Raw genomic sequence first — 13,127 nt, 5'->3', positions numbered from 1 at the left:
TCGTCAGACGCCCCGACTACGCGTCCGGGGTCTCGGCCGCCGCGTCGGTCTCGTCCAGGCCCTCAAGGGCCTCGACGACGGCCGATCGGTAGCGATCGGGCCCGTCTTCGTACTCCTCGCGGGCCCGAACGCCGTACTCGTTCGTCTCCGCGTCCAGGTTTTCGAGTCGGTCGAGGGTCCGCTCGGCGGTCTCCAGTACCCAGCGGTCCCGGGTGGCCTGGTCGACGACCGTAATCGACTCGGGCCGGATGGAGACGTTCACCGTGCCGTCGTCGGTTTCGTAGGTGCGCGGTTTTCCGACCACGGCGACGTAGGTCGGTGTTTCGAGTTCCCGGAGCGCCCCCGCGGCCTCGGGTTGATACTGGCCGGCGTAGACGAAGACCGTCCCCGTCGGGTCGACGACTCGGCCCTGCCAGTACTCCTGTTCGTTGCCCACGTCCTCGGTCTCGGTCAGCGTCCCGACGACGAGCACCCGGTTGGCCTGCTCACCAGTTGGCAGGAGAACGTACACCGGCGCTCGCTCGTCGTCACTCTCCTTGAACGTGAACGTCGAGTCGTTGAGTTCCGTCGCGAAGACCCGGCGTGCTGGCTCCCGGGTCGGGGTCGTGGTTTCGGCCATCTACATCGACCTCGCCCGGATGAGAACGTCGTCCGGATCGACGGCTTCTGTGAGCTCTTCGACCTCGTTCGCGAGCAGATAGCGACCCATGATCGGGCCGGTTACGCTGTAATACCGGCCGAGGAGGGTATCCTCCATCTCGTCGGCGACGACGGTGGTGTCCAACGCGTCCTGAGCCATCTGTTTTGCCTCCTCCAGGTCGATCCCGGTGAGTGACTCGGTCATCTCCCTGTCGAAGATCACGTCCTGGACCTCCCGGCCGTCGTCGAGGACCCCCTTGATGCGCAGGTCGAACTCGCCCTCGACGTCGCCGTGCTCCGAACACCGGCCGTTCTGGAGGACTCGGGTGCAGTCCTCGACGGGACAGCGCTTGATGAGCCCGCTCCCGGACTGGATGTCCACCAGCGCGCCCTCCATGGTGGTGTCGTTGTTCCCGACCTCGATCTCCTCGTCGAGGTGGGCGATCTCGGTCGTCTTGTTGAGTTTGACCGAGTATCGGCCCTGGTACTCGTCGGTGACGACGTTGTCCAGGCGATAGACCTCGCCCTCCTCGAGGGATTCGAGGTCGGACTTGGCCCAGGCGGTGAACTTGATGGTGCCACTCGCATCGCCGAGCAGGCCCACCTGCCCGACTGCATCGCTGCGGGGCTCCCAGAGTTCGACGACCTGGGCGGTCAGACTGACCCACTCTTCGGGCTGGTCGATGTCCGCGACCGAGACCTCGGTCTCGCTGCCGGCCGAGAGGTCCTCACGTTCGAGGCCCGCCTCCTCGAGGTAGTGATTCTCCACGCTGCGACGCGCCTCGGAGAGTGGGACCTTGTACTCGGTGACGAGTCTGTCCAGCCGGTTTGCCACGTCCTCGATCTGGATGTCCAGGTGCTCGGCGAATTCCTCGTGAATGTCTTCGGCCGCGGATTGTATGTCGCTCATGATGGATCGGTCCCCGGTGCGGGTGACGATGCAAGGTAGTCCGCGTTCGTCCTTAAACCTGGGTATGGGCGGGAGGTTGAAAGCCCTCGATCCGGTAGGTGTCCCATGGCGGATCTCGGCACCCTGTTCAGACAGGCGGCCCGCCGGGTGGGTCGGACCGTCGGCGCGGCGTCGTCGGAGTTCTCGGGTGGCCGCATCGAGGGTACGCTCCCACGCGAGGAAGACGGCCGGGCCCGGATCGTGTGCCGAAAACACGCGGAACGGCGGGCCGTGCGAATCGACTCGGGACGACCAACTTGCTTCGAGCCCGAGGATCCGGACTGTGAGTCCTGTCTGGCCGATATCGAGGACGGGACCGTCGAAACCTGGTGAGTCAGTCCTCGGGTTGGACCCGGACTCGCATCGTGCCGTCGCTGGTGACCCCCACGAGAATGTGCTGTTTCACCTCACGGCCGGCGACGGCGTCCCCGGCGGCCTCGCTCACCAGTTTCATCACCTCGGGCGCGGAGTACGGGACTTTTACCCCGGCGTCGTCACAGCCGTCGTAGACCAGGTCCGGAACCTCATAGAGGTCCGTCCCTGGATCCACGTCGATCTGGACCGGTGCCTGGAGGGTTTCAGCGAAGGCGACGGTCTCTCTGGCTTTCTCGATGTTGTCCCGGGCGCTGGTCTCGACTTTCGAGACGTTGGCCCGCGAGGTGCCGAGTTCCTCGGCGATGGCTGCCTGTGGCAGGCCTCGCTCGCGGAGCGCGAGGACCTCGGCCTGTCGTCGGGTCAACACGCTCTCGGACGGATCGAACCCGGCGCGGGCCAGGATCGCAGTGACGTCTGGGACCTCGGTCATTGACAGCACTTGATCGCCCGGGCCAAAAAGGCAACCGACGCTTAGCTTCCCCAGAAGTTCTCCCGACTGCCCAGTCGCGGGTCGTCTTTCGCTCGCTTTTTCCGCTCCTCGGATTCTGTCTTTTCCTCGCTTTCATCGCCCGTCTCCGCGGTGTCCTCCGCTTCTTCCGCCGTGTCTGCTTCGTCGTCCGGGGGGCCGTCCAGTTTCTGTTCGAGGCTCGCACGGGCGTAGTTGGACTTCACGGTGTCGACCGTGGCCTCGACCCAGGCCTCGGGGAGCACGCCGTCGACCATGATGACAAAGCCGGTCTCCTGGTGGTGGCCCACGCCGGCCCCACTCTCGTGCATGTCGGTGACCTCGACGATTACTTCCTCGCCGGGGACCACCGGCGCGGTCTTCAGGTCCTCGATGGGCTGGGAGTAGTGTTTGCACCACTCCATCCCGCCCCGGTCCCCGAAGTGCTGACATCCCATGCCGTCGATCTGCTCAGAGAAGTGGGGACAGTCGTCCGCGAGTGGGCACATCGCCATTACAGGCGCATAGCGGCTCAGCCCATTAAACTCCACCGTCCTGGGCTCAGATCCCGCTTTCGTCCTGGGCAAGCAGGACGAGCATCGAGACCCCCGAGACGACGATGAGCACCAGCGCGGGGACCGCAGCATACCGGTAGTAAAGACTCCCGTGGGCGGCCCAGATCATGGTCGCCAGGGTGTCACGCCCGATCGGCTGGAGCATGAGCGTCGCCGGGAGCTCCTTCATCGTCGTGAGAAATACCAGGGCCGCACCCGCGAGCACCCCCGGTGCGATCTCCGGGAGGACCACCTCCCTGAACGTCCGCCAGGGGCCGGCGTTCAGGGTGCGAGCCGCTTCGGCGACCTGGTCGTCGAACCCTTCCAGGGCCGATCGGGTCGTCCCGACCGCCTGGGGGAGAAATCGCACGACGTAGGCGAACACCAAAAGCGGAGCCGTCCGGTAGAGCCACGGAGCCGTCGACGAGCCCAGAAAGACGAGTGCCAGACCGATGACGACACCGGGAACGGCAAAGCCGACGTAGGTCCCGCGTTCGAGCAGCCGGCCCAGCCGGCTCCGGCCGCTGACCCCGAGGTACGCCACGGGGAGGGCCATCACGCTGGCGACCAGGGCGGCCGCGAGCGAGAACCCGATCGAGTTCAGGGCGTGCTGGGGCTGGAAGGCGAGTGAGGGGACCGCCCCGCCGGTCCCGCGCACCATCCAGGAGAGGAAGAGCCCGACGGGGAGGAGGATCGTCACCGCGCCCAGCAGTCCCACGAGCCCCATTGCCGGGTACCGCAGCCACCCGAGTTCGATCGGACTCCCTCGTCTCCGGGCGGTCTGGCCGCTGGCGCGGCCGGTTCGGGATTCGATGAGGAGAATCACGCCCGCCAGCGTCAACAACTGCAGGGAGAGCAACGCCGCATAGCCCACGTTGAACGCCTCGCTCTCCATGTAGATGGCACTCGTGAACACGGAGACGCCCATGAACGCCGGCGTGCCGAAATCGGAGAGCGCATAGAGTGCCACGAGCAACGCGCCGGCGGAAATCGCGGGCCGGATCTGGGGGAGGGTCACGCGCCGAAAGGCCTGGATGGGGCCGGCGTCCAGGCTCCGTGCAGCCTCGACCAGCGAGGCGTCCATCGATCGAAGCGCGGCCCGCGTCCCGAGGAACACGTAGGGATAGGTGTACAGCGTGATGACCAGCACCGCACCCGCGAACCCGTCGATTTGGGGCAAATTCAGGCCCAGCAGGGAGCCGACCTCACCGTGGCGACCGAACGCCGAGACGAAGGCGAAGGCCCCGATGTAACTGGGAATCACCAGCGGCAGGGCGATGACGACGGAGAACAGACGCTGGGCGGGGAGGTCGGTTCGGGTCGTGAGTACCGCCAGTGGCACCCCGAGCAGAACAGACGCGACCGTCGTCCCCAACACGAGCGCGATACTTCGAGCCCCGATCATGACGGTGCGACGTGACGTGACCAGCTCGATCGCCCGTGTCGGCTCGACCGTGCCGGCCCGGAGGACGAGCCAGAACAACGGGGCGACCACGAGGACGGCGACGAGGCCCCCGAGCAGGAGGGCTGCCAGGTAGAACGGCGATAGCGTTTCGCGACGCTCGCCGAACCACTGCCGCGTCTCGGTCAGTCGATCGGGGAGCCGCTGCATCGAGTTTAGACGGTCATCCCTTCCTCGCGCAGGAGGTCGATGGCCGGTTCGAGGTCGCCCAGTTCGTTGAGGTCGAAGCTGGGCGGTTCGAGGGCCTCGAGGCTCGGGAGCGGGCCGTCGTAGGCGACCCCGTCGACGACCGGGTACTCGCCGTTCGTGTCGACGAAGAACTGCTGGCCCTCCACGGCGAGGACGTGGCGGACGAACTCGGCCGCGAGGTTCGGCTTCTCGGCCCCCGAGAGGACTGCGACCCCGGAGACGTTGAACAGGCTCCCCGGGTCGTTCTGGGTGAAGGTCACGTCGAGTGGCGCGTCGGGCTGGTTCCCGATGATTCGGGCAGCGTAGTACTGGTTACCAAGCCCCACGGAGACCTCGCCGTTCGCGACGGCTTCGGCCTGCTGAGTTCCGCTCGAATAGAGGGTGACGTCCTGGTCTTCGAGGAGGCGCCGAACCCACTCCCGGGTTCGCTCCTCGCCTTCCAGTTCGAGCATGGCGACGATGAACGAGCGGAAGGTGCCGGAGTTCGGGCGGGTGGAGACCTCGCCAGCAAAGCGCTCGTCCGTGGCGTAGGCGAAGATGTCGGTCGGCAATTCGGACCGACTCCAGGTGTCGCTGTTGAACTGGACCGCTCGCACGCGCCCGGAGGCCCCCGTCCACTCGCCGTCGGGATCACGTTTGTTCTCCGGGACGGCATCCTGGACGTCAGTCGGGAGTGTTCGGGCCAGCCCCTCGGATTTCAGCGCCGCGAGCGCACCGGAGGACTGGGTGTAGAACAGGTCGGCCGGCGTGGACTCGCCCTCCTCCACGAGGCTGTTGAGCTGGGCCTCGTTGCTGTCGTAGTCCCGGGCGATCGAGAAATCCGGGTAGAACTCCTCTAGCTTCGCGAACAGCGGGTCGATCTGATCGCGGGTCCGCCCGGAGTAGACGGTCAACTCGCCCTCCAGGTCGCCCAGATCGTCCCAGGTCACCCCCTCCCCGTCGATCGGTTCGCCCTGGGGCTCGTCGGTTTCGAAGGGGTCCGAACCGCCCGAACCGAGACAGCCGGCCAGCCCGACGCTCATCGTGAGGGCGGCCCCGGCGGTCCCGAGCAGCCGCCGCCGACTCCAGGCCCGATCCCGGCTCCCCGTTTGTGCTGTCGTGTCCGTGTGATCTGCGTCGCTCATCTCAAGTTTTAGGTCGCCCTAAAACATACTTAGGCGTGGCGGTTTTAGGCGAACCAAAAAACGCCGCCGTGCCCGCATCGGGACGTTTTTAGGGCTGCCTAAACAAGTGGGGCCAACGACGAACCTGACCCGGTTGCGGATCTACACCTATGGCAACACACACCTCCTCGCCCGCCGTCGAACACAGCCACGCGGAACACGCGGATACGGAAGCGGCGGCCCGGACGGTCCTCGAACTAGATTCGGTGACGACGGCCTTCGAGGGTGAGCCCGCCATCGAGGACGTCTCGCTGGCCGTGCGCGACGGCGAGTTGCTCTCGATTTTGGGCCCCTCGGGGTGTGGGAAGACCACGGCACTCCGGACGATCGCCGGGCTCGAAGCCCCCGACTCCGGCCAGGTCGCCATCGGTGGGGAACGGGTCGCGGACGGGACCCGCTCGACGCCGCCGGAGGAGCGGGACGTGGGCCTGGTCTTCCAGGACTTCGCGCTGTTTTCGCACCTCTCGGTGGCCGAGAACGTCGGTTTCGGGATCGAGGACTGGCCGGCGGCCGAACGGGCGGCCCGGATCGAGGAGCTACTCGATCTCGTCGGCCTGGCCGGGGCCGAGGACCGCTCGCCGGCTGATCTCTCTGGTGGACAACAACAGCGAGTGGCGCTGGCTCGTGCACTCGCGCCCGAACCGGCGCTGTTGCTCCTGGACGAACCCTTCTCCAGCCTGGACCGGGACCTTCGCGAGCGCATGCGTGAGGAGGTGCGGGACATCCTCGACACCGCCGGCGTGACCACGGTCTTTGTCACACACGACCAGACCGAAGCCCTCTCCATCTCGGATCGGGTTGCCGTGCTCCACGACGGCCGCCTCGAACAGGTCGGCCACCCGGAGGCGGTGTTCTCGAACCCGGCGACACGATTCGTCGCGAACTTCCTCGGGAACCCGACCTTCCTGGCTGGCCAGGTCGAAGACGGGGCCGTCTCGACGTCGATCGGGTCGATTCCACTGGGACAACTCCCGGGACTATCGGCGGCTGATGCCGGCCGCGCGGTCGACGTGATTCTCCGGCCTGACGACGTGAACGCGGTCGCTGCGACACCGGACAGGGCCCACGGGACCGTCCACCGTCGCAGTTACGAGGGGTCGACGATCCGGTACCGCGTGCGGCTGGCTGCTGGAACCACCGTCGAAGTGCGACACAACCACACGGCAGGACTGACCCAGGACGATCCCGTCAGGATCGACCTGATCGCGGACCACGAGTTCGCCTGGTTCCCGGCCGAGCGTTGACCGGTGCGTAACGGTTTTGAGCGTTTGTCGACAATCCCACACCATGAGCCAGAATCCCGATGACGACCGACTGGAGGAGCTTCGCGAACAGAAACTCCAGGAGCTACAGGAAAACCAGGGCGGCGGCGACGGTGGCCGCGAGGAGGCCATGGAGGCCCAGCGCGAGCAGGCCGATGCCCAGCGGAAGGCGGTGCTCCGTCAGCATCTCACCGACGGGGCTCGCAAGCGACTCAACACGGTCAAGATGAGCCGCGAGAGCTTCGGCGAGCAGGTCGAACAGCAGATCGTCGCGCTGGCCCAGTCCGGCCGACTGCGCGAGAAGATCGACGAAGAGAAGATGAAAGAGTTGCTCCGCGAGATGAAACCCGACTCGAAGAGCTTCAACATCTCGCGGCGGTAGGCAAGGGACAGGTACAAGCGCCGGGTGGCCCAACTCGGCTCTATGTACGACCGGCTGAAGGGATTTCGTGATTTTTACCCCGAGGAGATGGCCGCCCGTCGGGCGATGATCGACACGCTGGAGGCCACCGCGTCCCAGTACGGGTTCCGGGAGGTCGGCACCCCGGCCCTGGAGCGGACCCAGATGTACGTCGACAAGAGCGGCGAGGAGATCGTCGAGGAACTGTACGCGTTTACCGACGACGGGGGCCGCGAGGTCGCCATGACCCCGGAACTGACTCCCACCGTGGCCCGCATGGTCGTGGCGAAACAGCAGGCACTCACGAAGCCAATCAAGTGGTACTCGACCCGCCCCTTCTGGCGCTACGAGGAACCCCAGCAGGGCCGATTCCGCGAGTTCTACCAGCTCAACGCCGACATCTTCGGCTCCACGGCCCCCACGGCCGACGCCGAGATTCTGGCCTTCGCGGCCGACGCCATGACCGCGCTGGGTCTGACCGCCGAGGACTTCGAGTTCCGGCTCTCCCACCGGGACATTCTGGGCGGCCTGCTCGAATCGATGGCCGGAGATGTCGATACTCGGGCTGCGATCAGAGCCGTCGACAAAAGCGAGAAGATCGAGCGGGCCGCATACCACGATCTGCTCGTCGACGCCGGCCTCTCCCGGGAGCAGGCCGTCGAGTTCGAGGATCTCCTCGAGAACGGCGACCTCGACGAACTCGTGGCGTTCGCCGGCACTGACCGCGTCGAGGCGGCTGTTGAGAACCTCAGAGCGGTCCTCGCGGCCGCGGAGGATTTCGGTGTCCGGGAGTACATCACCCTCTCGCTGGAGACGGCCCGCGGCCTGGACTACTACACGGGGGTCGTCTTCGAGTGCTTCGACTCGACCGGGGACGTTTCCCGGGCGGTCTTCGGGGGCGGGCGCTACGACGACCTGATCGAGAGCGTCGGTGGCCAGCCCACTCCCGCGGTGGGTGTCGCGCCCGGACTGGCACCGCTCTCGCTGCTCCTCCAGCGGGCCGGCGTCTGGCCCGAGGAGGCCCTCTCGACGGACTATTACGTCCTCCAGATCGGGGACACCCGGTCCGAGGCGGCCCGGATCGTCCGGGCGCTTCGCGAGCGCGGTCACGTCGTCGAGACCGACGTCTCGGAGCGCTCGTTTGGCGCGCAACTGGAGTACGCGGACTCGATCAACGCCGAGACGGTCGTCATCGTCGGCGAGCAGGACCTCGCCGAGGGGATGGTCACGGTCAAGGACATGGCCTCGGGCGATCAGGCCCAGGTCCCGATCGAAGCGTTCCCCGGCGACCACGAGGCCCCGCGCCTCGCGGACTTCCAGTAGGGGCGCATGCGGGCCTACCGGGTCGCCTACGACGGCCGGGCCTACCACGGCTTTCAGCGCCAGCCGTCGCTTCCAACCGTCGAGGGCGCACTCTTCGACGCCCTCGCGGACCACGGCATCGAATTCGAGGACGCTCCGCCCGGATACGCGGCGGCCGGCCGGACCGACGCTGGTGTCTCGGCACTGGCCCAGACGATCGCCTTCGACGCGCCCGCGTGGCTCTCCCCGCACGCGTTCACCGCCTACTTGCCCGAGGACGTGCACGTCTGGGCCAGCACGCCGGTCCCGGAGGACTTTCACGCGACCCACCACGCCCGGTGGCGGGAGTACACCTACTTGTTACATGCCCCCAGCGACGATCCGGAGCGCCGGGCCGAAATCGAGGCCAGGCTCGCCGGCGAGCACGATTTCCACAACCTCGCGGCGGCGGATGCGGGCACGGTTCGGGACCTCACGGTTCGAAGTGATCGGACGGGCGAGTACCTCCGGGTCCGGGTCCGGGCGGGTGGGTTCCCGCGACAACTCGTCAGACGGCTGCTCGGGCTCTACGACCGGGTGCTCCGTGGCGACCGCGATCTCGCCTTCGTCGATCGCGTGCTCGCCCCCGAGCCATTGCCCGGGCCTGAGGGCTTCCCGCCTGCGCCAGCCTATCCGCTCGTCCTCACGGAGGTGAACTACGACCAGTCCTTCGATCCCGAACCGGAGGCGGTCGAGGCGGCCCGGACTGTGTTCGAGCGGCGCGCTCGTGCGGACCGAACCCGGGCCGCCGTCGGGCGAACCCTCCAGCAGGGGATCGGCGGGTCGACTGGCGACAACCCTTAACCCCTCGCCCGTACCACGGCGGGTATGGACAGCGTCCCCGAGCGAGCGGAGATCCCGACCGAGTACACCTGGGATCTGGAAGCGATCTACGAGTCGACCGAGGAATGGGAGGCCGCGTTCGAAGCCGTGTCCGAGCGGATCGACGAGATTCGGGCGTACGAGGGTCGCCTGGGCGAGGACGGCGAGACGTTGCTTGCGGCACTCCAGACTCGTGACGAACTCGCCCGCGAACTCGAACAGGTCGCCGCCTACGCCCGGATGCGATCCGATGAAGATACTCGCGATCAGGCGGCCCAGGGGCGGGCGACCCGGGCCCGGACCCTCGCCGCGGAATTCAACAGTGCGAACTCCTTCATCGGGCCCGAAATCCAGCAACTGCCCGAATCGCGGGTGACCGAACTGCTCGACTCCACCCCGGAACTCGAACCCTACGAGCACTACCTCGATGACGTCCTCCGACTCAAACCCCACACCCGCTCGGCCGAAGTCGAGGGGGTTCTCTCCGAACTCGGTGAGGTTCTCTCCGCCCCCTCGGAGGTGTTCGGGAAGCTCACGAACGCCGATCTGACCTTCCCGACCGTCGAGGGACCGGATGGGGACGTGGAGATCACCCAGTCGAATTTCACCTCCCTGTTGCAGCGTCCCGATCGGGCGTTCCGAGAACGCGTCCACGAGGCCTTCTACGGGGAACTCGCCACGGTTCGCAACACGCTGGGGACGTCGCTGAACCATCAGGTCAGAAAACACGTCAAGACCGCGGACATCCGCGATTACGAGTCGGCCCGCGAGGCGGCCCTCGACGGCTCGAACGTCCCCGTGTCGGTTTATGACGCCCTCGTCGAGACTGTCGAGGGGAACCTGGAGACGCTGCACCGCCACCTGGACCTGAAGGCCACCGCGCTGGGGGTCGACGAACTCGAAATGTACGACGTGTACGCGCCCGCCGCGCCCGGGGAGAGCCCGGAGATATCCTACGAAGAGGCCACCGAGATGGTGATCGAGGCGCTGTCCCCGCTGGGCGAGGCCTACCAGGACCGGGTCGAAGCGGGCATCGAGTCCCGGTGGATCGACGTCCACGAGAACCGGGGTAAGCGCTCGGGAGCGTACTCAGGTGGGACCTACGACACCCACCCCTACATCCTCATGAACTGGCAGGACGACGTCACCTCGCTGTACACGCTGGCCCACGAACTCGGGCACTCGATGCACTCCGAACTGGCCAGCGAGACCCAGCCCTACGTCGATGCCGACTACGAGATCTTCGTCGCCGAGGTGGCCTCGACTGTCAACGAGACGCTGTTGACCCATCACCTCCTGGAGACCGTGGAGGACCAACACTTCCGCGCCCACGTCCTCGATCAGTTCCTGGAGCGGTTCCGCTCGACCCTGTACCGACAGACCCTCTTTGCCGCCTTCGAGGCCGAGATCCACGAGCGCTCGGCCGCGGGCGAGCCGCTGACGCCCGACCGACTCGACGAACTGTACGGCGAGCGCAAGGCCCGATACTACGCGCCGGCCCACCTCGACGAGCACATCCGGACGGAGTGGATGCGCATCCCTCACTTCTACTACAACTTTTATGTCTACCAGTACGCGACGGGCCTGAGTGCGGCCGTCGCCATCGTCGACCGCATCGAATCGGATCCGACCGCTGCCACGGACTACCTCGATGCCCTCCGGCTGGGCGGCAGCGAGTACCCACTCGACGTGCTCCAGACGGCGGGGGTCGACATGGCCGACCCCGAACCTATCGAGACGGCGATCGGGGAGTACGAACGGCGCATCGAGGAGATGGCCGAACTGCTGGCCTGATCAGAGTCGCTTTTGCATCGGCTGGAATTTGCTTTCGGATTCTGCGACCTCCGCTTGGCTGTATCCCTGGGCTTCGAAGAACGGGACCATATCCGCCGGCGTTTCGAGTCCAAGCGAATCGAGGCCTAATTCGCTGGCCCGGGTCTCGATGGCCTCGACGAGGAGCGTCCCGATCCCCGATCTGGCGGCGTGGGGATGGACAAAGACACCGCCCAGCTGGCCATCCACGGGTGGCTCGAACCGCTGGGTGGCCTCGGCTTCGAGCCAGCCAAAGCCCGCGATCGATCCGTGTTCCTCGACGACGAAGACGGCCGTGTCCGGACGTGCCAGCGCCGCTCGAACTGGTTCGTCCGCCTCGATCCAGGCCTGCTCGGCCGGGCTCTCGGTTAGCCCGCTGATCGCGGCCCGGCGAACGGCGAGTAACTGTGCTTGATCGTGGGCTCTCGCCCGGCGGATCGAGCGGGTCACCGTTCGGCCAGTCGCTCGGCCGTCCGTTTCGCGTCGGCGATCCGGCCGATGATCCCCGCTCGCTCGGTATAGTTGGTGACAAAGTCGATCCCGGCTGGTGGATCGAGGCGGTCGAGGGCGGTCCAGGACTGGTCGTAGGCGGGCATGCCGGGCTCCCAGCGGTTCACGGACAGCACCTCGGCCGGTTCGCCGTGCAGGTCCTCGAACTCCCGGGCCGCGATCGCCCCGATCTCCTCGTCCGAGCGGTCGAGCAAGGCTCTCCGCTCGCTCCCGCCCAGGTACGCGGTGTAGACGCCGTCACGGTCGAGCATGCTGGCGTTCCAGGTCATTCCGAGGGTGGTGTAGCCCGCCTCGGGGAGGATCTGACAGCCGTGACCGGTCAACTCGGCCGTGGAGTGCAGGTGGGCCATCACGATCGGGTTGTAGTTGAACTCGCGGAGGGTTCCGGCGAGGGTCTCGTCCAGCGGTTCGAGGATGTCCGCTGCGACCGGAGCCGGTGTGGTGAGCGCGACCGCGTCGATGGCGGTACGGCCGTCTGGCGTGTGGATCTCGTACCCGTCGCCGGCGGACTCGATCGCCTCGACCGGGGTGTCGAAGTGAATCCGGTCGGCATATCGGTTCGCTATGGCCACCGGCAACCGTGCCAGCCCGTCCTCGAAGGTCACGATCGGGGGCGGGTCCCGTCCCTTCAATACATAGCGGAGGACGGCCGCGAGTATCGAGCCCTCGATGCCGTGGCGCTCCAGGGCCTTGCCCAGCGAGTACTCCACCAGCATCTCGTCGGCCGAGGAACCATAGAGGCCGGTGTAGAGCGGCTCGAACACGCGGTGGGCGGCCTCGTGACCGAACTTCCGGGTGAGGAAGTCCTCGACGGACTCCTCGGGCTGTGGCCCCTTGGTCAGGGGTTCGGCCAGAACCCGGAGTTTGCCGCGCCAGGAGAGCAGATCGGTGGTGATCGCGGCCCGGACCGAGAGCGGGGCCTCCCTGAACGCGCCGTCGTGATAGATATAGAGTGGCTGGTCGGTGTGGCCCTCGCGAAGTTCGTCCGTCAGACCCAGCTCGGAGACGAGGGCTTTGACCGGCCCCGCGAGCCGGAGTCGCTGGGGGCCGAGTTCGAGCACCCGGCCGTCGACGGCACGAGACTGAATCATGCCGCCTGGACGATCCGTCGCCTCGAAGGTCACCGTCTCGACGCCCTGTTCCCGGAGGTAGTGTGTCAGTGCGAGCCCGGAGATCCCGGCCCCGACGACGCCGACGGTCACGG

At 66.8% G+C, this 13,127-nt stretch carries 14 protein-coding genes; 6 read left to right on the top strand and 8 right to left on the bottom strand.

Going from position 1 to position 13,127, the window contains the following annotated elements; genetic code table 11:
* Nucleotides 1-16: 16 nt before the first annotated feature.
* On the bottom strand, nt 17-619 hold the full coding sequence (locus RH831_RS02455) for a DNA-binding protein (protein WP_310552684.1): 603 nt from the start codon (nt 617-619) through the stop codon (nt 17-19).
* Nucleotides 620-1,549 (bottom strand): replication factor A, encoded by a 930-nt coding sequence (locus RH831_RS02450; protein ID WP_310552683.1) that lies wholly within the window; start codon nt 1,547-1,549, stop codon nt 620-622.
* 105 nt (nt 1,550-1,654) lie between these two features.
* On the opposite strand from RH831_RS02450, the gene RH831_RS02445 reads away from it, so the two are divergent.
* Nucleotides 1,655-1,921 (top strand): hypothetical protein, encoded by a 267-nt coding sequence (locus RH831_RS02445; protein WP_310552682.1) that lies wholly within the window; start codon nt 1,655-1,657, stop codon nt 1,919-1,921.
* Nucleotide 1,922: 1 nt separating this feature from the next.
* Here RH831_RS02445 and RH831_RS02440 read toward each other — a convergent pair whose 3' ends face one another.
* The 4 genes from RH831_RS02440 to RH831_RS02425 are packed head-to-tail and all read right to left on the bottom strand — an operon-like array spanning nt 1,923 to nt 5,737.
* On the bottom strand, nt 1,923-2,393 hold the full coding sequence (locus tag RH831_RS02440; protein WP_310552681.1) for a Tfx family DNA-binding protein: 471 nt from the start codon (nt 2,391-2,393) through the stop codon (nt 1,923-1,925).
* A gap of 41 nt (nt 2,394-2,434) precedes the next feature.
* Nucleotides 2,435-2,923 (bottom strand): TRAM domain-containing protein, encoded by a 489-nt coding sequence (locus RH831_RS02435; protein ID WP_310552680.1) that lies wholly within the window; start codon nt 2,921-2,923, stop codon nt 2,435-2,437.
* Nucleotides 2,924-2,969: 46 nt separating this feature from the next.
* On the bottom strand, nt 2,970-4,574 hold the full coding sequence (locus tag RH831_RS02430; protein WP_310552679.1) for an iron ABC transporter permease: 1,605 nt from the start codon (nt 4,572-4,574) through the stop codon (nt 2,970-2,972).
* Between the two features lie 5 nt (nt 4,575-4,579).
* The gene (locus RH831_RS02425) at nt 4,580-5,737 is read right to left on the bottom strand and encodes an extracellular solute-binding protein (RefSeq protein WP_310552678.1); all 1,158 of its coding nucleotides are present in this window, start codon (nt 5,735-5,737) and stop codon (nt 4,580-4,582) included.
* Between the two features lie 149 nt (nt 5,738-5,886).
* Here RH831_RS02425 and RH831_RS02420 point away from each other — a divergent pair, with 149 nt between their 5' ends.
* From RH831_RS02420 to pepF, 5 genes are read left to right on the top strand one after another with little or no spacing between them, the layout of a single operon-like run.
* Nucleotides 5,887-7,020 (top strand): ABC transporter ATP-binding protein, encoded by a 1,134-nt coding sequence (locus RH831_RS02420; RefSeq protein WP_310552677.1) that lies wholly within the window; start codon nt 5,887-5,889, stop codon nt 7,018-7,020.
* 43 nt (nt 7,021-7,063) lie between these two features.
* Complete coding sequence (locus RH831_RS02415) at nt 7,064-7,420, top strand: DNA-binding protein (RefSeq protein WP_310552676.1); 357 nt, start codon at nt 7,064-7,066, stop codon at nt 7,418-7,420.
* A gap of 42 nt (nt 7,421-7,462) precedes the next feature.
* The gene (hisS, locus tag RH831_RS02410; protein ID WP_310552675.1) at nt 7,463-8,761 is read left to right on the top strand and encodes a histidine--tRNA ligase; all 1,299 of its coding nucleotides are present in this window, start codon (nt 7,463-7,465) and stop codon (nt 8,759-8,761) included.
* Nucleotides 8,762-8,767: 6 nt separating this feature from the next.
* Nucleotides 8,768-9,583, top strand: a complete 816-nt coding sequence (truA, locus tag RH831_RS02405; RefSeq protein ID WP_310552674.1) for a tRNA pseudouridine(38-40) synthase TruA — start codon at nt 8,768-8,770, stop codon at nt 9,581-9,583.
* Nucleotides 9,584-9,607: 24 nt separating this feature from the next.
* The gene (gene pepF, locus RH831_RS02400) at nt 9,608-11,395 is read left to right on the top strand and encodes an oligoendopeptidase F (RefSeq protein WP_310552673.1); all 1,788 of its coding nucleotides are present in this window, start codon (nt 9,608-9,610) and stop codon (nt 11,393-11,395) included.
* On the opposite strand, the gene RH831_RS02395 is transcribed toward pepF, so the two are convergent.
* Together RH831_RS02395 and hemG are read right to left on the bottom strand one after the other, a co-directional pair.
* Complete coding sequence (locus RH831_RS02395; protein ID WP_310552672.1) at nt 11,396-11,863, bottom strand: GNAT family N-acetyltransferase; 468 nt, start codon at nt 11,861-11,863, stop codon at nt 11,396-11,398. It lies immediately after the preceding gene.
* On the bottom strand, nt 11,860-13,125 hold the full coding sequence (hemG, locus tag RH831_RS02390) for a protoporphyrinogen oxidase (protein WP_310552671.1): 1,266 nt from the start codon (nt 13,123-13,125) through the stop codon (nt 11,860-11,862). Before hemG ends, RH831_RS02395 begins: the two co-directional genes overlap by 4 nt.
* Nucleotides 13,126-13,127 lie beyond the last annotated feature (2 nt).

The organism is Halodesulfurarchaeum sp. HSR-GB (genome assembly GCF_031432215.1).
Lineage (GTDB): Archaea > Halobacteriota > Halobacteria > Halobacteriales > Halobacteriaceae > Halodesulfurarchaeum.
The sequence above is the reverse complement of the archived record's forward strand: the minus strand, read 5'-3'. Positions and strand labels throughout refer to the sequence as shown.